Consider the following 18,088-nt stretch of genomic DNA (forward strand, 5'->3'; position numbering starts at 1 on the left):
TTCCAGGACTGTTGCTGATGCTGCCGGCCGCGGCCGGCGCATCGGTTGATCCCGATATGGCCTTGCATGCCTATGCCCGTGCGCGCCTCGCCGATGGTGAAGGCGCGCTGGGCGTTGCGGTCGACAGCTATCGTGTGGCCCTCGCCGGCGATCCGACCAGCCTCGCCATTGCCCGCCGTTCCTATGTGCAGGCATTGGAAAGCGGCGACATGCCGCTGGCGCTGCAATCGGCCGCGTTGCTGGATGAGGGCGGCATGCTGCCGCGCGACGGCACCTTGCTGCGGATTTGCGACGCATTGGGGCGCAAGGATTGGGCGGCGGCGCAGGCCTTCACCGACCGACTGGTGGAGGAGGGCAATTTTTCCTTCCTCGCCCCGATCGTGCAGAGCTGGATATCGCTGGGCCAGCGCCGCTATGTGGCGCCCGTCATCGACGGCAAGGACAAGTTCGGGGCGCTGGGCGCCCGCTATCTCGACGAGCATCTGGCGTTGCAGGCCATGGCGCGGGGCGACAAGGAAGAGGCGATTGGTGCGATGCGCCGTGCCTTGGCCTTGCGCGTGACGGATGACGAAGCGCTGCGCCTGACCTTCGCCGCACAACTGGCCGGGCGCCGGGCGAAGGCGGATGCCCTGGCTCTGCTGCCCGCCGATGAAGCGAGTTTCGCCAAGGCCCGCGCGGACGTTGCCCGCGGCAAGGTGCCGGGAGCGATCGCCGCGCCCTTCACGCCCAGGCAGGGCTTTTCCCAATTGCTGGCCCGTCTGGCGGTCGACATCGCGTCCGACGAAACGGGCACGGCGCTGGGCATTCGCCTGGCGCGGATCGCGACCTTTGCGGATCCGGCCGCGGCGGAGCCGCATCTGGTGGCGGCGAAACTGCTGGTGGCGGGCGATCTCGCCAATTATGCGGCGGCGGAAGCGCGCAAGGTGCCGGTGACTGGCTGGTATGGCACGCTCGCCCAGGCGGAGCTGGTCGAGGCACTGGCGGCCTCAGGGGATCGCGATGGCGCGATTGCGCTGGCGCAAAGCCTGGCATCGGCTCCTAACGCTGAGCCGGAACGTCTTATCAGACTTGGACGATTGCTGGCGGACTCTGGCGATTTCGACGGTGCTGCATCCGCTTTCCATCGTGCGCAGGCAGGCTATTCGGCTGACAGCCTGCCTTGGGCGCTGCTGTTGTTTGAAGGCAGCGCGCTGGAGCAGGGCAAGCGGTGGGATGAGGCCCGTGCGGTGCTCGAAAAGGCCGCTGTCATGGCCCCGAATGAACCTGTCATCCTCAATTATCTCGGCTATGCCCAGATCGAACGGCGGCAGAATGTCGATGTGGCGCTCGACCTGCTGAAAAAGGCGAGTGCGCTTAAACCCCAGGATGCCTCGATCACGGACTCGCTTGGCTGGGCCAAGTTCGTGACCGGAGACGTCAAAGGCGCTGTACCGGTGCTGGAACGCGCCGCAGCCGGAGCGCCCGGCGATGCCACGATCAACGAACATCTGGGTGATGCGCTGTGGACCGCTGGTCGTCGCTATGAAGCGCGCTATGCCTGGCGGGCAGCGGCGGTCTTCGCGGAGGGGGATGTCGCCAATCGGCTTGACGCCAAGGCCCGCGAAGGGTTGAAACCCGAATATGCAGCGCCCTGATATTGTATCGAAATCCTGTGAACATATCCGGACAACTAACTGAAATTGCTTACGCAAAAGTCAATTTGGCTTTGCACGTGCGCGAGCGCCGCGCGGATGGCTATCATGCGCTGGAAAGCCTGTTCGTCTTTGCCGAGGATGGAGATATTCTCCATGCCCGGCAGCGCGACGATGGTGTTATTACGCTCGCCGTGGAGGGCCCTTGCGCCGCGGGCCTGAGCGGTGACGATGGCAATCTGGTGATGCGCGCGGCGAGAAGTCTTCAGGCGACCACCGGTATAACGGCCGGCGCCGATATTTGGCTCGACAAGCGGCTGCCGGTTGCGTCGGGCATCGGTGGCGGCTCGGCGGATGCGGCTGCGACGCTGCGACTCCTGATGCGTCTCTGGAATGTCACCGTGGAACACGCTGTATTACAGCAATTATCCCTATCGCTTGGCTCGGACGTGCCGGCCTGCTTGGCCAGCACCACGCAACTTGTCCGCGGCCGTGGCGAACTGCTGGAGGCGCAGGCGCTGGATGATCTGTCGAGCCGGCCGATGCTGCTGGTCAATCCGCGGGTTGGCGTCTCGACGGCGTCGGTCTTTGCCGGTTGGGACAGGATCGACCGCGGCCCGCTCGATGCGCTGGATATTGATGGGCTCGCGCGCGCCGGCCGCAATGATCTGGAGGCGCCGGCCCTGCTGTTGGTGCCGGTGATCGGTGAAGTGCTGGAGGCGTTGCAGGCGCAAGCTCCCCGGTTGGTGCGCATGTCCGGGTCGGGCGCGACCTGTTTCGCGCTGTTCGATGACGAGCAGGGAAGGGGGCAGGCGGCGGACGCACTGCGCCGCGATCATCCGGATTGGTGGGTGATGGAAACGAGGATCAGGACATCATGAGTGAAGCCTTCACCACCGTGCGCGAGGGCGATCTCGACCTGCTGATCATCGTCGATCATGCCTCGGCCCATGTCCCCGACGATATCGATCTGGGCATCGATACGGCGCTGCTTCGCGAACATATCGCGATCGACATCGGCGTGGCGGAGGTCAGCCAGTTGCTCGCGGCGCAATTGAACTGCTCCGCGATCCTGGCCGGCATTTCCCGCCTGGTCATCGATCTCAACCGCGAAGAGGATGCGCCCGGCCTGCTGCCGGTGATGAGTGACGGCCATGCCATTCCGGGTAATCGGGGCGCTGATCTGGCCGAACGGATGCGCCGCTTCCATCATCCCTATCATCAGCAGGTGGCGGCCATGCTTGACGGCATGACGTCACCCTTCATCCTGTCCGTGCATAGCTTCACGCCGCGCCTGACGAGCGATCCCGAGCAGCAGCGGCCTTGGGATGTCGGCATTCTCTATAATCAGGATGATCGGGCGGCGCGGATCGCCATTCCGATGCTGGAGGCGGCGGGGCTGAATGTCGGCGACCAACTGCCCTATTCAGGGCAATTGCTCAACGCGACCATGAACCGCCATGCCGAAGCCAATGGCATTCCCTATCTGGGGATCGAGATGCGGCAGGATCTGGTTGACGATGCTGCGGGGCAGCGCCGCTTTGCCGATCTGCTCGGACCGATCGTGCTGGAGTGCCGTAACCGACTGAGTTGATGGTCGGGCCTGGCGCGCCGGGCCATGGAGGATGTCGAAAGGGGATGTTCTGATGGGACTGCGATTGTCTGGCGCATTATTGCTGGTGGGGCTGGCCTTGGCGGGATGTGACGGCAAGAGCGGCGGGAGCGGGGCGATCGCCGATGACGACAACTTGATCGGCTGCGCGATCGGCAAGGGCGATTGGTCGCGGGCGTGCGGCGTCGAACGCAACGGCGACATGCTGACCCTGCGTCATCCCGACGGCGGGTTTCGGCGGCTAAGGATCGTGCGGGACGGGCGTGGCCTGGTTTCTGCCGATGGTGCCGAGGAGGCAAAGCTCACCATCATCGACAAGGGGTTGGTCGAAGTGGCGATCGGTGCCGACCGGTATCGGCTGCCCGCTACCGTGGCGGCCAAGCCGAATTGATGGCGCCCGACCCGATATTGACGGCAGCAGCCATGCGCGCGGCCGAGCAGGCGGCGTTTGATGCCGGGGTCGATCCCTATGAACTGATGGAAAGAGCCGGTGCCGCGGCGGCGCAGATCATCTGGCGTGCCGGGCATCGACGGGACGCGCTGATCCTCTGTGGTCCTGGCAATAATGGCGGTGATGGCTTTGTTATCGCGCGGATATTGCGCGAGCTGGGCGTGCCGGTGCGGGTCGCCTCCCTGGGGGACAGTCGCACTGCATCCGCCCTGCGGGCCAGGGCATTATGGGACGGCCCGGTAGAGTCGCTGGCCGATGCCGCGCCGGCGGCGCAACTGGTCGACGCCCTGTTCGGCACGGGGCTGACGCGCGGCCTGGATGCGGCGGTGGCGGACCGGTTGGGCGAATTGGTGGCGCATGCCAATCACAGCTATGCGATCGATCTGCCGAGCGGGGTGGGGACGGATGACGGCCAGCTATTGTCGGCGGTGCCGAAGTTCGACGTGACGATCGCATTGGGCGCGTTCAAGCCCGCGCATCTGTTGCAGCCGGCGGCTAGCCTCATGGGAAAGCTGGTGCGGGCGGACATCGGCCTGGCCATGCCGCAGTACATGCATGTGCTTGCAGCGCCGCAGCTTCGCACCCCTGTCGCCGCTGCGCATAAATATAGCCGAGGTCTGGTCGGCGTTGTCGGCGGTCTTATGCCGGGCGCGGCGGCGTTGGCAGCAGCCGCGGCGGCCCATTCCGGTGCCGGCATGGCGAGGCGCTATGACGCTTCACCGTGCGAGGCCGGGCCGCACGCCATTGTTCATCAGCAGATTGAGGATGTCACTGTCCTGAGCGATGCTCTTTCCGACCCTCGGCTGGCGGCCCTGCTGGTCGGTCCGGGATTGGGTCGGGAGGATGGGGCGCAGGCGCGGCTTGATGCTGCGCTGGCATGCGGGCGGCCGCTGGTGCTGGACGCCGATGCGCTCACCCTGCTGGCAGCAAGGGCAGCTACCCATATCCCAGCCGGATCGATCCTGACCCCGCATGAAGGCGAGTTCGTCCGGCTGTTCGGCGATCTGCCGGGCAGCAAGATCGATCGGGCGCTGGCCGGCGCGCGCATGACGAACGCGGTTGTGGTCTACAAGGGTGTGGATAGCGTGATCGCCGCGCCGGATGGCCGGGTAGCGGTGGCGCGGGGGGCTTCGACCTGGTTGTCGACCGCCGGCACGGGCGATGTGCTGGCTGGCCTGGCCGCCGGGCGACTGGCTGTGACGGGTGATCCGTTCCGTGCGGCGTGCGAGGCGGTGTGGCTGCATGGAGAGGCTGCGCGCCGGGCCGGGCCGGCTTTTGTCGCGGATGATTTGCTTGCCGCGCTTCCAGCCGCTATCGGCTCGCGGCTGTGACCCAAGATAATGATCTCATCCTCCGCATCGCCGCCAAGGGCGATGGCGTCACCGCTGACGGGCGGCATTTTGCACTGGTGGCACCGGGCGACCGGATCGCTGCCGACGGCAGCATCATCGCCGGCCCGCACCATGTCGACGCGCCCTGCATCCATTTTCCCGGTTGCGGTGGCTGTGAGTTGCAGCAGATTGACGAGCCGAGCCTCGCTGATTTCGTCAGCGCCCGCGTGACCGGTGCGCTGGCCGGGCAGGGCGTGGTGCCGCAGACGGTGCTGCCGGCCCATGTCTCGCCGCCGCGCACGCGTCGCCGTGCCTCGCTGCGTGCCGCGCGGCAGGGCAAGCGGATCACCATCGGCTTTGCCGAGCAGGGTAGCCATGTGCTGGTCGACTTGACGATGTGCGAGATCCTAGATCCGCGCCTGTTCGCGTTGATCGCGCCGCTTCGGACGATGCTGTTGACCTGCCTACTGGACAAGCGCGCCGCGCATGTGCGCATGTCGCTCACCGATCATGGTGTCGACCTGATGCTGGAAGGCGTGAAGGTCGAGGGGCTGGAGGCGGACGAAGCGCTCGGCGATTTCGCGCGCGGCCACGGATTGGCGCGCCTGACCATCGATCAGGGTGATGGCCCGGAAACGCGCTGGGAGCCTGAGCCGGTGACCGTCAGCTTCGGCGGGGTCGCGGTGGGCTTCCCGCCCTATTCCTTCCTGCAGGCGACGCCCGACGGCGAAGCCGCGCTGGTGAAGGCGGTGCAGGACGCGCTGCCAGTTACCGGGGCGGTGGCGGACCTGTTCTGCGGCCTTGGCACCTTCGCGCTGGCGATCGGCGCCAATCGGCCGGTCTATGCGGCGGAGGGCGCGCGCGATCTGGTGCTGTCGCTCAAGCTTGCCGGCCATCGCGCGCAGCGGCGCATGGTGGCGGATCATCGCGACCTGTTCCGCCGCCCGCTGACGCCCGAGGAACTGAACCGCTTTGCCGCCGTGGTGATCGATCCGCCCCGTGCGGGTGCACGCGAACAGGCGATGCAACTGGCGCAGTCGACCGTGCCGCTGATCGCCTATGTTTCGTGCAATCCGGGTAGTTTCGCGCGCGACGCCGCGCATCTGGTGGCGGGTGGCTATGTGCTCGACAGCGTCATGCCGGTCGGCCAGTTTCGCTGGTCCACCCATGTCGAGCTGGTCGGGATTTTCCGGCGCCCCTGAGCGATTTCCTACGAAGTTCACACCGTCGTGGAGGGGTAAAATGCCCCAAAGAAAATCCCTCGCTGCGAGGGGGCGGCAGCGAGGGATATAGTCTTTCGTTCGATCCTCGGCCTATGCGGGCCGTTGGACGGGCATCCTCTCCTAAAGGGGAGCGGTGCCCGTCTTAACCGAGCTTGATGACAGTTGCGCGACGACGGGCCGGCAGCGTTTCGGCATAGAGGCTGGCCATCGGCTCGTCCGACACTTCGATCGTCGATTCCGACGTGAAGCCGTTGAAGCCGGTGCGCATTGCCGCGCCATAGGCGCCGAGCATGCCGATCTCGATATAGTCGCCGACCTTCACGTCCGCCGGGAGCATGAACGGGCCGACCATATGGTCCATGTCATCGCAGGTCGGGCCATAGAAGGAGAAGCCTTCCAGCTCTTCCTCGCTCTCATCCTCGCGCAGAAGGGCGACGGGGAATCGCCAGCCGATATGCGCGGCATCGAACAGCGCGCCATAAGCGCCGTCGTTGATGTAGAGTTCCTGGCCACGGCGGCGTTCGACGCGCACGATGATCGAGCTATATTCCGCCGACAGCGCGCGGCCGGGCTCGCACCACAGTTCCGACGAGTAGCTGACCGGCAGGCTTTCAAAGCCGCGATGGATCGCCTCGAAATAATTTTCGAGCGCGACCGGCTCCATGCCCGGATAGATGGACGGGAAGCCGCCGCCAACATCGATGATGTCGACCGTGACGGCTGCGTCCACGATCGCGGCGCGCACGCGCTCGATCGCATCGCTATAGGCCTGGGGGCTCATCGCCTGACTACCGACATGGAAGCAGATGCCCAGCGCATCGGCGGCCTGACGGGTTGCCATCAGCAGTTCGCGGGTCTCGCCCAGCTCCGCGCCGAACTTCGACGCCAGGCTGAGTTCCGAATGTTCGGACGAGACGCGCAGACGCACGCACAGCTCCAGATCGGTCGCATCACCGGTGGCGCGCATGATCTTTTCCAACTCGTCGATCGTGTCGAGCGAGAAGGTGCGCACGCCATGGACATGGTACGCTTCCGCGATCGCTTCCTCGGCCTTGACCGGGTGCATGAAACAGAGCTTGGCCTTGCCTTCGAGCGTTTCGGCAACGAGACGCACTTCGGCGATCGAGGCCACGTCGAAATGCGTGATACCCGAATCGAAAAGCGTACGGATCAGATCAGGAGACGGATTCGCCTTGACTGCATAGAGCGAGCGACCCGGAAACTTCTCAGTGAAGAAACGGGCGGCCCGAGCTGCGGCTTCGGGACGGATCAGCGTTACCGGTGCTGCCGGTGTGAGGGCGGTCGCTACCCCCAGCGCGCTATGATGCTTGTGCAACTCAAGGGACCTCCAGTGTAGTTCAGGGCGAAAAAGCTGCCTTGCGGTGGAAGTCCCATGGGGCAGCGAGCGGCCGATATATGCGGTGGGGTCCCCCCTGTAAAGCGCATATGAAAATTTTGTTGCGCAGCCCGCTATGAAACGTGCGTCATCCTGGATGGGGCGTTGAAAAGACAGGATATTTCGGCCGGACGAAAGATAGTTTCCACGGAATTAACGTGGAAATTCACACGCCCGGCCGGGCAAAATCAGGAATGGAATCAGGACAGGCGGCTCTTGAAATCGGCATAGGAAAAGCTGCGGATTTCCCGGAGTTCATCGCTCTGGGAATTCCACAGCCAAATGGCGGGCAGGGGCACGCCGTTGAAGGTGTTGGTCTTCACCATCGAATAATGGGCCTGGTCGAGGAAGGCGATGCGGGCGCCCGGTTCGGCGCCGCCGGGCACCCGATAATCGCCGATGATGTCGCCTGCCAGACAGGATGGGCCGCCCAGGCGCGTGACCGGGCCTTCGTCCTGCTCATGCAGCATGGCGGGGCGATAGGGTGCCTCGATCACGTCGGGCATGTGGCAGGTGGCGCTGATGTCGGTGATGGCGACGGGCATGCCATTGTCGATCACGTCAAGGATCTCGCCGACCAGGATGCCGGCATCGAGCGCCATCGCTTCGCCGGGTTCGATATAGAGTTCAAGGCCCGTCTGCGCCTTGATCGCCTGAAGGAAAGCGATCAGCTCGTCGATCTGGTAGTCGGCGCGGGTGACATGGTGGCCACCGCCGAAGTTCAGCCATTTGAGGCCGGCGACATGGGGCATGACGAACGGCTCGATCGCCGCCCAGGTGCGCTGGAGCGGCAGGAAATCCTGTTCGCACAGATTGTGGACGTGGAGGCCGTCCACCCCGTCCAGATGTTCGGCGCGCAACTGGTCGATCGGGAAGCCCAGGCGGCTGTGCGGCTGCGACGGGTCATATTTGGGCACCTCGCCCTCTGGGTGGAGGGGGTTGATGCGCAGGCCCATGTCGAAGATGCGGCCTTCTGCGCGCGCGGCGTCGATCACCGGCTTCATCCGGGCGATCTGGCCGGGGCTGTTGAAGATCACATGGTCGGAAATCTTGAGGATTTCGGCGAGATCATCGGGCTTATAGGCAGCGCAATAGGTCGCGACCTCGCCCTGATATTCCTCGCGGCCTAGGCGCGCTTCATAGATGCCCGAGGCGCAGACGCCGTCGAGATATTCGCCCAGCACACCGCCCAGCGACCACATGGAAAAGGCCTTTAGCGCGCCCAGCACCTTGATCCCGGCGCGGTCGCCGATATCGCGCAGCACCGACAGGTTCCGTCGCACCGCCGCTTCATCGACGACGAAGGCGGGCGAGGGGACGCGGTACAGGTCGAAATGGGCGAAAGCGGCGGGATCGCCAGCCTTGGTTTCCATGAAATATTACTCCTGATCCGCCAGCGGGCGGACATCGTTGATCAGGGCCTTGAGGACCAGGCCGGGTTCCTCGACCATCGGCATATGGGCCGAATGCTCGAACCAGATGGTCTTCTTGGCGGGAGCTTTCAACCGGTCCATCCACTGCGCGGCGAGCGGCGAGGGCACGGTATAGTCGGTCCGGCCGAGCAGCATGATGACCGGCAGCTTCATCTCGTGGACCTTGGCGAAGCTGACATCGGCAACCCGCGGCCACAGGGTCGTGGTCGAAAATTCGCTGCCCGCGCCCCAGGCCTTGCGGTCTTCGGGCGTATAGTCGGGCGACAGGCGCGGGGTCTGGAAATAGAGCGTCGGGTCGGGCCGGTCGGCCATCAGCGAGCCATAGGGAATGGCAAAGCGGCGCCAGCCATCGGCCTTGTCGATCGTGAACGGCCCGCTGTCGGGATAGGGGGCGAGCGCCTCGATTGCCTTCACGGCATCGGTGTTGCCGGCCTTCCTTGCCTGCGCGATGGTCCAGTCCATGCCCATGCGTTCGCCCGCGCGGAAGTCGATCGCCTGGCCCATGCCGATATAGGCATAGAGCAGGTCGGGCCGCTTGATCGCGACCGAGAGGCCCACCGCCGAGCCCCAGCTATGGCCAAGCAGGAAGACCTTGCGCTTGCCATAGCGAGCCTTGAGATAATCGATCAGTTCGATCGCATCGTCACGATAGCGATCCAGTGTCATGGTCGGCGCGATCGCCTTGGGATCGTTCAGCGCATAGCTTTTGCCCGCGCCGCGCTGGTCCCACTGGACGACAGTGAAGAAATCCTCCCATGGCCGCTGGAACGACCAGGCGAAGGGCATTTCCACCGCGCCGGGGCCGCCATGGACGTAGAGGAGGATCGGGTTGGCGCGATCGGCGCCGCGCACATTGATCGCCTGCCGCGCGCCGCCCAAGGTCACGACCAGACTTTCCTGCACGCCGTTCGGCGTCACGATCCGGTTGACGTCGGCGACGATGGCCTTGGCCGGGGCATAGGGATCGGCGGGCTGCTGCGCAGAAACCGCAGGAGCCAATAGAGAAAGGGCCAGAACGGCCCACATGGGGATTCGCATTCCAGCCCACTCCGTCATCCCCGCACGGGCGGGGATCCATCTCGCACCCCATCCCCAGACGCCAAGTCCGGAGATGGGTTCCCGCTTTCGCGGGAATGACGATGTTCTTCGATCCTTGCGGGATCGTCAGAAGGCCAGCGGCGCGTCCAGTTCCTTCACCTGCCAGGGTAGGCCATGCTTGTTCAGCATGTCCATGAAGGGATCGGGATCGAACTGCTCGATGTTGAACACACCTTCGCCCTTCCAGGCGCCGGTCAGCATCATGGCGGCGCCGATCATCGCGGGCACGCCGGTGGTGTAGCTGACCGCCTGGTTGCCGGTTTCGGCATAGGCGTCCTCATGGTCGCAGACCTGATAGATATAGACGGTCTTTTCCTGACCATCCTTCTGGCCGGTCGCGATGTCGCCGATATTGGTCTTGCCCTTGGTGTTCGAACCGAGGCTCGACGGTTCGGGCAGAACGGCCTTCAGGAACTGCAGTGGAATGATTTCCTGGCCATTATAGATGACCGGATCGATCCGGGTCATACCGACATTCTGCAGCACTTCGAGATGCTTGAGGTACGCGTCGCCGAAGGTCATCCAGAAGCGGATGCGCTTGATTTCGGGATAGTGGGTGGCAAGGCTTTCCAGTTCCTCATGATACATGAGGTACATGTTCTTTTCGCCGACCTGATCGAAGTCGAACACTTGCTTGTGGCTCAATGCCGGGCCTTCGACCCATTCGCCGTTCAGCCAGTGGCGCGACGGGGCGGTCACTTCGCGGATGTTGATTTCCGGGTTGAAGTTGGTGGCAAAATGCTGGCCATGGTCGCCGCCATTGCAGTCGAGAATGTCGAGCGTGTCGATCGTGTCGAGCAGATGCTTCTTGATGTAGCTGGCGAAGACGCTGGTGACGCCCGGATCGAAGCCCGAACCCAGCAGCGCCATGATGCCGGCTTCCTTGAAGCGTTCCTGATAGGCCCACTGCCAGCTATATTCGAACTTGGCGGTGTCGCGCGGTTCGTAATTGGCGGTGTCGAGATAGTCGGTCTTGGTCGCTAGGCACGCGTCCATGATCGCCAGATCCTGATAGGGCAGCGCCAGGTTCACGACCAGCTTGGGCTGGACCTTCTGGATGAGGGCGATGGTCTCTTCGATATTGTCGGCGTCGACCTGGGCCACGTCGATATCCACGCCGACCAGCTTCTTGACCGATTCGGCGACCTTCTCGCAGCTGACGATGCGGCGACTGGCCAGCGTGATGTGGCTGAAAATATCAGGGTTCATCGCCATCTTGTGGACCGCGACAGACCCGACGCCGCCTGCGCCGATGACCAGAACCTTGCTCAATTCAACTGCTCCATAACTGTGGTCGCGCCGGACACGCGAAAGCGCCCATATAGGGGCGTCGCGTGACAGAGCAAAGTCAGAGTTAGAAACTGGCCCCGTCGACTTTGGTGATGGTCAGCGCATCGATATCGACCGAGGGCACGCAGCGCAGGTTGATCGCGCGCATTTCGCCTTGGGGCGACTTGCCGCGGGCGAACGCCTCGGTGCCGCAGGTCTTGCAGAATTGATGCGTGATGGCGTGCTTGTAGAAGAGATAGTCGGTCAGTTGCTCGGCGCCGCTGTCGAGACGGAACTGATCCACGGGAACGAAGGTCAGGACGAAGCCCTTGCGGCCGCAATGGGAGCAGTTGCAGCTCATCGCCTCGCTGGGCGGATCGGCATCGACCGTGAAGGTGACGGCGCCGCAATGACAGCTTCCGCTATAGGCCATCCTCGTTCTCCTTCTGGTCCTTATGCTTCAGCTGACCAGACGCTTCAATCCCTCGACCGTGTCCGCCTCCGCTGCCGGCTTGTCCTTGCGGATGCGGGCGATGCGGGGGAAGCGCATGGCGAGGCCGGACTTGTGGCGCTTGCTGTCATGGATGGAGTCGAAGGCGACCTCCAGCACCAGCGTCTTCTCGACCTCGCGGACCGGGCCGAAGCGGTTCACTGTATTCCCCCGGACAAAGCGGTCGAGCCATTTCAGTTCCTCGTCGGTGAACCCGCTATAGGCCTTGCCGACCGGCAGCAATTCGCCCTCCGCGGTCCAGCAGCCGAATGTGTAATCCGAATAGAAGGAGGAGCGTTTGCCATGGCCGCGCTGGGCATACATCATGACGCAGTCGGCGGTCAGCGGATCGCGCTTCCATTTGTACCAGAGTGCCGCCTTGCGCCCGGCGACATAACGGCTGTCACGACGCTTGAGCATCACCCCCTCGATCGCGGCGTCACGGGCGCCGGCGCGGATGTCGGCCAGCGCCGCGAAATCGGGTGCATCGATGACGGCGGACAGGTCGAAGCGGTCGGGGGATAGTTGTGCCATATAGGATTCGAGCCGGCCGCGGCGCTGCGTCCAGGGGAGGGCGCGCAGGTCGTCGTCGCCTTCGATCAGCAGGTCGTAGAGGCGGACGAAGGCGGGATAGTCGGCCATCATCTTGGCGCTCACTGCCTTGCGGCCGAGACGCTGTTGCAGGGCGTTGAAGCTGGCCGCCTCGCCGCCCTGAAACTCCCCCTTCACCAGCAATTCGCCGTCCAGCACGGCATGGCCGGTGAAGGCCTGCGCGATTTCAGGGAAACTGCCCGTGATGTCGTCGCCAGCGCGGCTGTAGAGCCTGGTTTCGCGGCCGGTGCCGACGATCTGGATGCGGATGCCGTCCCATTTCCATTCGGCGGCATAATCGGCGAGGTCGACGCTGTCGGCTTCCAGCGGATGGGCGAGCATGAAGGGACGGAAATAGGGCGTGCCCTCTGGGTCGGGGCGGGCGCTGCGGCCCTCCGCCCAGTCGAACAGCGCGGCATAGGGCGGGGCGAGCGCGTGCCAGACCTGCTCGACATCATCGACATCGAGGCCGAAGGCCTGGGCAAAGCCGGTCTTGGCGAGGCGGGCGGAAATGCCCACCCGAAGCCCGCCGGTTGCGAGTTTCAGCAGGGCGAAGCGGCCCGATGCGTCGAGATGGTCCATCATCTGCGCCAGCGCATCCGGTGCGGCGGCGCGGCTGATGCTGTGGAGCCGGTCGATGACGGCGGACAGGCTGAGCGAGCCGTCGTCCAGTTCGGCCGGCTCATTGTCGGGGCGGGGCCAGAGCAGAGCAACGGTCTCGGCCAGGTCGCCGACATAGTCGCGGCTCATCTCGAACAGGACGGGATCGGTGCGGACGCGGATCATCTCGCCGATGGCCGACGCCTTCACCGCCTTGAGATCGAGATTGCCGGTCAGCGCGGCCAGCGCCCAGCCCCGGTCGGGATCAGGGGCTTCGCGCATATAGGCGGCGATCAGCGCCAGCTTGCCGTTGCGCGAGCGGGTGTAGACGAGGCTGTCGAGCAGTTGGGAAAATTGCCTCATCCATCTTGTTCCGTTCGGTTCGAGCCTGTCGAGAACCCATGCGCACCGGTTCTCGACAGGCTCGAACCGAACGGAGGTGGTGATGCGATATTGATCACCCTTCCTCCTCATCCTCGCGGCCCACCAGCGCCAGCGCGCGGGCGCGATGTTGGTGGGTCGTGCACCAGTGGAGCAGGGCTTCCTCGCGGCCATGGGTGATCCAGGTCTCGCTGGGCGCGACCTCGCGGATCGTATCGGTCAGTTCGTCCCAGTCGGCATGGTCGGAAATGACCAACGGCAGTTCGACGTTGCGCTGCCGGGCGCGCTGGCGCACCCGCATCCAGCCTGACGCCATGGCGGCAATCGGGTCGGGCAGGCGGCGGCTCCAGCGATCGTTGAGCGCGGAGGGCGGCGCCAGCACGATTGCGCCGCGCATATCCTTGGCCGCCACGCCAGTCGCGCCGCGCAACTTCCCCATGTCGACGCCGAAAACCTGGTAGAGCGCGCACATGCGTTCGAGTGCGCCATGGATATAGATGGGGTCATGATGGCCGCGCGCCCGCAACTCGCAGATCACCCGCTGCGCCTTGCCGAGCGCATAGGCGCCGACCAGCACGCAGCGATCGGGATTGGCGTGAAGCGCATGGAGCAGCCGGTCCATCTCGCTGCCGGTGTCGGGATGACGGAAGACGGGCAGGCCGAAGGTCGCCTCGGTCACGAAGATGTCGCAAGGCACCGGCTCAAACGGCAGGCAGGTCGGGTCGGGGCGCCGCTTGTAGTCGCCGGTCACCACCACCCGTTCGCCGGCATGATCCAGGATGATCTGCGCCGATCCCAGCACATGGCCGGCGGGCACATAGCGGATGGTGACGCCGCCCAGCCTGATCTCCTCGCCATAGCCGACCGCCGTGCCGCTGGCCGTGCCATAGCGCAGCGCCATGATCGCCAGCGTTTCCCGCGTGGCCCAGACATGGCCGTGGCCGCCACGCGCATGGTCGGCATGGCCATGGGTGACGAGTGCGCGTTCCTGCGGCTGCGACGGGTCGATCCACGCATCGGCGGGGCGGACATAGATGCCGGTGGGGTGGGGTTGGATCCAGTGCGCCATCAGATGCAGAAGATGGGAGAGGCGCTCCAGGTTCCGCAAGGGGCGTCATCATGGCGTAACCCAGCGGTCATGCGCACGACACGCGCCTGCCCTATCGGCCGACCGAACGACCCGGCAGCGAGGAGTGCGCCCATGGCCGCATCGGCCCACAAGAAAGTCACCAACGCGGTGCATCGTCACCGCCATCTGTCGAAGCAGGGGCTGTTGGAACGCGCCTTCACCTTCGCCTTCCGTGGCCTGGTCTATGCCCAGATCTGGGAAGATCCAGCGGTCGACATGGAAGCGCTGGCGATCACGCCCGACAGTCATGTGGTGACGATCGCGTCGGGCGGCTGCAATGTCCTCTCCTACCTGACCGCCGATCCGGCGAAGATCACGGCAGTCGACCTCAATACCGCCCATATCGCGCTCAACCGGCTGAAGCTGATGGCAGCACAGACGCTGCCGGATCATGCCGCCTTCCACCGCTTCTTCGCGCGGGCGGACGACAAGGCGAATATCGCCGCCTATCGCGAGATCGTGGCGCCGCGCCTAGATGAGGCGACGCGCCGCTATTGGGAGGGGCGCGACATGACCGGCCGGCGGCGCATCGGTGGCTTTGCGCGGGGCATCTACAGGCATGGCCTGCTCGGGCGCTTCATCGGCGCGGCGCATCTGCTCGCCCGGCTGCATGGCGTGAACCCCAAGCGGATGCTGGACGCGCAGAGCCGTGACGAACAGCTTGCGATCTTCGAGCGCGAACTGGCGCCGATCTTCGAAAAGGGCTTTGTCCGCTGGCTGACCAGCCAGCCCGCCTCGCTGTTCGGCCTCGGCATCCCGCCCGCCCAGTTCGAGGCGCTGGCCGGCGACGACCGGATGGACAATGTGCTGAAGGCGCGTCTGAAGAAACTGGCCTGCGACTTCGACCTCAAGGACAATTATTTCGCGGTTCAGGCGTTCGGGCGTGGCTATGCCGCCAAGAATGGGGAGTCCGAAGGGCCATTGCCGCCCTATCTGCAGGCGGCCAATCATCGCGCGGTGCGCGACCGGGCCGAGCGGGTCGATGTCCGGCATGTCAACTTCACCGACTTCCTGACCAGTCAGCCGGCGGGATCGTGCGACCGCTATATCCTGCTCGATGCGCAGGACTGGATGGATGACGAGCAGCTGAATGCGCTCTGGGCGCAGATCACGCGGACGGCCAAGCCGGGCGCCCGCGTGCTGTTCCGCACGGCCGGCGAACCGAGCATCCTGCCCGGCCGGGTCGCCGACGATGTGCTGGCCCATTGGGACTATCGGGCCGAAGCCTCGCGCGACTATACCGCCCGTGACCGGTCGGCCATCTATGGCGGCGTGCATCTCTATGTGCTGAAGGGCGCCGACGCATGAGCGGCCATGGGCAGCTGATGGATGGGGTCTATCGCTACCAGCGGCACATTTATGACCTGACCCGCAAATATTATCTGCTGGGCCGTGACGGGCTGATCGCCGATCTCGATCCGCCCGCCGGCGGCGCTGTGCTGGAGATTGGCTGCGGCACCGGCCGCAACCTGATCGCGGTCGGCAAGGCATGGCCCAAGGCGCGGCTCTATGGCGTCGATATCAGCGATGCGATGCTGGACACGGCGCGCGCCTCGGTCGCCAGGGCGGGCATGGGCGATCGGGTGACGCTGGCGCAGGGCGATGCCTGTGGGTTCGATCCGCAGGCACTGTTCGGGCGGGCGAGCTTCGAGCGCGTGTTCATCAGCTATGCGCTGTCGATGATCCCCGAATGGGAAATGGCGCTGGTCCAGGCAGCGCGCTGCGTGGCGCCGGGCGGCAAGCTTGAGATCGTCGATTTCGGCCAGCAGGACGAACTGCCAGCGCTCTGGAAAATTGCGCTGTTCGGCTGGTTGGCGCGATTCCACGTCTCGCCCCGGCGCGAACTCAGCAGCGCGATCAACCGGCTGGCGCAGGACATGGGAGGCTTTCCCCATGCCCGGACGCTCTATCGCGGCTATGCAGTCAGGGGTGGGCTGATCCGGGTCTGATGTTGGATTTGTAGGAAAGGGCGCGCTTAACTTCGCATATTTCGCGTACATTGTGACATTTGATATCCAATGTAGGAAATCTTGTTGCGGAACGGGCGTCGGGGCGGATGGTCCCGACTTGGCGCGTCATAGCGGCTTTTGCGCGGATAGGACAGGGCGGCGCTTCGATCGGCCGCCCTGTGCCTGTTCGGTCAGGCTGCCTGGCGTTCCAGCAGTTCGAGTTCCAGCCGGTCCCAGATTTCGACCAGTGCCGACACCAGGTCGCGCATCATCTCTTCATTATGGGCCGGGCCCGGCGTGAAGCGCAGCCGTTCCGTGCCGCGCGGCACGGTCGGATAGTTGATCGGCTGCACATAGGCGCCATATTCGGCGAGAAGGATGTCGCTGATCCGCTTGGCCTTGACCGGATCGCCCACCATCAGCGGCACGATATGGGTGACCGAGTTCATCACCGGCAGGCCGGCGTCGCGCATCAGCTGCTTGAGCTTGGCGGCGGAGGCCTGCTGGCCTTCGCGCTCGGCGCTGGAGCCCTTCAGGTGTCGCACGCTCGCCAGCACGCCGGCGACCAGCACGGGCGAGAGCGAGGTGGTGAAGATGAAGCCGGGCGCATAGCTGCGGATCACGTCGACGATCATCTGGTCGGCGGCGATATAGCCGCCCATCACGCCGAACGCCTTGCCCAGCGTGCCTTCGATGATGGTCAGGCGATGGGCGACGTCGTCGCGCTCCGAAATGCCGCCGCCGCGCGCGCCATACATGCCCACGGCATGGACTTCGTCGAGATAGGTGAGGGCGTTGAACTCGTCGGCCAGGTCGCAGATTTCCGCGATCGGCGCGACGTCGCCGTCCATCGAGTAGACGCTTTCGAAGGCGATCAGCTTGGGCGCCTCGGGATCCTCGGCGGCGAGAAGTTCGCGCAGATGATCGAGATCATTGTGACGGAAGACGCGCTTTTCGCAGCCCGAATTGCGGATGCCCGCGATCATCGAGGCGTGGTTCAGCTCGTCCGAAAAGATGATGCAGCCCGGCAGGATCTTGGCGAGGGTCGAGAGCGTCGCTTCGTTCGAGACATAGCCCGAGGTAAAGAGCAGGGCCGCTTCCTTGCCATGCAGATCGGCGAGTTCCGCCTCCAGATCGACATGATAATGGGTGTTGCCGCCGATATTGCGGGTGCCGCCCGATCCGGCGCCGACATCATGGAGCGCTTCCTCCATGGCGGCGACCACCTTGGGATGCTGGCCCATGGCGAGATAGTCGTTCGAGCACCAGACGGTGATCGGCTTCGGGCCGTTATGGCCGTGGAAGCAGCGGGCGTTGGGGAACGCGCCCTTGTTGCGCAGGATGTCGATGAACACGCGGTAGCGGCCCTCGCTGTGGAGCCGGTCGATCGCCTGCGAAAAGATATGCTTGTAATTCACTACGCCGTTCTTCCCGTTGCTCGCGCGCCGGTTCTTCTATGGTCGCGCCATCCTCTGCCTGAGGAGTGCATTTACCTGCGCGCGCC

The 18,088-nt window shown here is 64.7% G+C and carries 16 protein-coding genes; 8 read left to right on the top strand and 8 right to left on the bottom strand.

Translation table 11 applies throughout. From position 1 onward, the window contains the following. The first annotated feature begins 17 nt into the window (after positions 1–17). Genes AC13EK_RS15450 through AC13EK_RS15475 form a run of 6 tightly spaced genes read left to right on the top strand, consistent with a single transcriptional unit; the run spans position 18 to position 6,227 of the window. On the top strand, positions 18–1,634 hold the full coding sequence (locus AC13EK_RS15450; RefSeq protein ID WP_069337026.1) for a tetratricopeptide repeat protein: 1,617 nt from the start codon (positions 18–20) through the stop codon (positions 1,632–1,634). Between the two features lie 17 nt (positions 1,635–1,651). Next, the gene (locus tag AC13EK_RS15455) at positions 1,652–2,512 is read left to right on the top strand and encodes a 4-(cytidine 5'-diphospho)-2-C-methyl-D-erythritol kinase (protein ID WP_069336990.1); all 861 of its coding nucleotides are present in this window, start codon (positions 1,652–1,654) and stop codon (positions 2,510–2,512) included. Then, positions 2,509–3,225, top strand: coding sequence for an N-formylglutamate amidohydrolase (locus AC13EK_RS15460; protein WP_069336991.1), 717 nt, complete (start codon positions 2,509–2,511; stop codon positions 3,223–3,225). Before AC13EK_RS15455 ends, AC13EK_RS15460 begins: the two co-directional genes overlap by 4 nt. Positions 3,226–3,277: 52 nt before the next feature. After that, positions 3,278–3,634 (top strand): hypothetical protein, encoded by a 357-nt coding sequence (locus tag AC13EK_RS15465; protein WP_069336992.1) that lies wholly within the window; start codon positions 3,278–3,280, stop codon positions 3,632–3,634. Then, on the top strand, positions 3,634–5,025 hold the full coding sequence (locus AC13EK_RS15470) for a bifunctional ADP-dependent NAD(P)H-hydrate dehydratase/NAD(P)H-hydrate epimerase (protein ID WP_069336993.1): 1,392 nt from the start codon (positions 3,634–3,636) through the stop codon (positions 5,023–5,025). The genes AC13EK_RS15465 and AC13EK_RS15470 overlap by 1 nt, the downstream gene beginning before the upstream one ends. Continuing rightward, on the top strand, positions 5,022–6,227 hold the full coding sequence (locus AC13EK_RS15475) for a class I SAM-dependent RNA methyltransferase (RefSeq protein ID WP_069336994.1): 1,206 nt from the start codon (positions 5,022–5,024) through the stop codon (positions 6,225–6,227). Before AC13EK_RS15470 ends, AC13EK_RS15475 begins: the two co-directional genes overlap by 4 nt. Before the next feature lie 163 nt (positions 6,228–6,390). On the opposite strand, the gene AC13EK_RS15480 is transcribed toward AC13EK_RS15475, so the two are convergent. The 7 genes from AC13EK_RS15480 to AC13EK_RS15510 form a co-directional block, all read right to left on the bottom strand. After that, positions 6,391–7,584 (bottom strand): type III PLP-dependent enzyme, encoded by a 1,194-nt coding sequence (locus AC13EK_RS15480; protein WP_004207266.1) that lies wholly within the window; start codon positions 7,582–7,584, stop codon positions 6,391–6,393. Between the two features lie 260 nt (positions 7,585–7,844). Further along, positions 7,845–9,017 (bottom strand): carboxynorspermidine decarboxylase, encoded by a 1,173-nt coding sequence (locus AC13EK_RS15485; RefSeq protein ID WP_069336995.1) that lies wholly within the window; start codon positions 9,015–9,017, stop codon positions 7,845–7,847. Positions 9,018–9,023: 6 nt separating this feature from the next. Continuing rightward, on the bottom strand, positions 9,024–10,115 hold the full coding sequence (locus AC13EK_RS15490) for an alpha/beta fold hydrolase (RefSeq protein ID WP_069336996.1): 1,092 nt from the start codon (positions 10,113–10,115) through the stop codon (positions 9,024–9,026). 126 nt (positions 10,116–10,241) lie between these two features. Beyond that, complete coding sequence (locus tag AC13EK_RS15495; RefSeq protein ID WP_069336997.1) at positions 10,242–11,447, bottom strand: saccharopine dehydrogenase family protein; 1,206 nt, start codon at positions 11,445–11,447, stop codon at positions 10,242–10,244. 82 nt (positions 11,448–11,529) lie between these two features. After that, positions 11,530–11,877, bottom strand: a complete 348-nt coding sequence (locus tag AC13EK_RS15500) for a GFA family protein (protein WP_069336998.1) — start codon at positions 11,875–11,877, stop codon at positions 11,530–11,532. 27 nt (positions 11,878–11,904) lie between these two features. Then, entirely contained in the window at positions 11,905–13,488 is a 1,584-nt protein-coding gene (locus tag AC13EK_RS15505; RefSeq protein WP_069336999.1) for a cisplatin damage response ATP-dependent DNA ligase, read from the bottom strand. Positions 13,489–13,582: 94 nt separating this feature from the next. Continuing rightward, positions 13,583–14,575: a ligase-associated DNA damage response exonuclease gene (locus AC13EK_RS15510; RefSeq protein ID WP_069337027.1), complete on the bottom strand. Its 993-nt coding sequence runs from the start codon at positions 14,573–14,575 to the stop codon at positions 13,583–13,585. Between the two features lie 132 nt (positions 14,576–14,707). On the opposite strand from AC13EK_RS15510, the gene AC13EK_RS15515 reads away from it, so the two are divergent. Both AC13EK_RS15515 and AC13EK_RS15520 read left to right on the top strand, forming a co-directional pair. Further along, positions 14,708–15,943, top strand: a complete 1,236-nt coding sequence (locus tag AC13EK_RS15515; RefSeq protein ID WP_069337000.1) for a BtaA family protein — start codon at positions 14,708–14,710, stop codon at positions 15,941–15,943. After that, positions 15,940–16,584 (top strand): class I SAM-dependent methyltransferase, encoded by a 645-nt coding sequence (locus AC13EK_RS15520; RefSeq protein WP_069337001.1) that lies wholly within the window; start codon positions 15,940–15,942, stop codon positions 16,582–16,584. Before AC13EK_RS15515 ends, AC13EK_RS15520 begins: the two co-directional genes overlap by 4 nt. Positions 16,585–16,775: 191 nt before the next feature. Here the strand turns inward: AC13EK_RS15520 and hemA are convergent, their stop codons facing one another. After that, positions 16,776–18,002, bottom strand: a complete 1,227-nt coding sequence (gene hemA / locus AC13EK_RS15525; protein WP_010337893.1) for a 5-aminolevulinate synthase — start codon at positions 18,000–18,002, stop codon at positions 16,776–16,778. Positions 18,003–18,088 lie beyond the last annotated feature (86 nt).

Source organism: Sphingobium sp. L-44 (assembly GCF_056859495.1).

Coding starts and splice junctions, on each gene's coding strand:
- AC13EK_RS15450 (WP_069337026.1), top strand. CDS start 18: ATGCTGCCGGCCGCGGCCGGCGCATCGGTTGATCCCGATATGGCCTTG.
- AC13EK_RS15460 (WP_069336991.1), top strand. CDS start 2,509: ATGAGTGAAGCCTTCACCACCGTGCGCGAGGGCGATCTCGACCTGCTG.
- AC13EK_RS15465 (WP_069336992.1), top strand. CDS start 3,278: ATGGGACTGCGATTGTCTGGCGCATTATTGCTGGTGGGGCTGGCCTTG.
- AC13EK_RS15470 (WP_069336993.1), top strand. CDS start 3,634: ATGGCGCCCGACCCGATATTGACGGCAGCAGCCATGCGCGCGGCCGAG.
- AC13EK_RS15485 (WP_069336995.1), bottom strand. CDS start 9,017: ATGGAAACCAAGGCTGGCGATCCCGCCGCTTTCGCCCATTTCGACCTG.
- AC13EK_RS15490 (WP_069336996.1), bottom strand. CDS start 10,115: ATGCGAATCCCCATGTGGGCCGTTCTGGCCCTTTCTCTATTGGCTCCT.
- AC13EK_RS15500 (WP_069336998.1), bottom strand. CDS start 11,877: ATGGCCTATAGCGGAAGCTGTCATTGCGGCGCCGTCACCTTCACGGTC.
- AC13EK_RS15505 (WP_069336999.1), bottom strand. CDS start 13,488: ATGAGGCAATTTTCCCAACTGCTCGACAGCCTCGTCTACACCCGCTCG.
- AC13EK_RS15510 (WP_069337027.1), bottom strand. CDS start 14,575: ATGGCGCACTGGATCCAACCCCACCCCACCGGCATCTATGTCCGCCCC.
- AC13EK_RS15515 (WP_069337000.1), top strand. CDS start 14,708: ATGGCCGCATCGGCCCACAAGAAAGTCACCAACGCGGTGCATCGTCAC.
- AC13EK_RS15520 (WP_069337001.1), top strand. CDS start 15,940: ATGAGCGGCCATGGGCAGCTGATGGATGGGGTCTATCGCTACCAGCGG.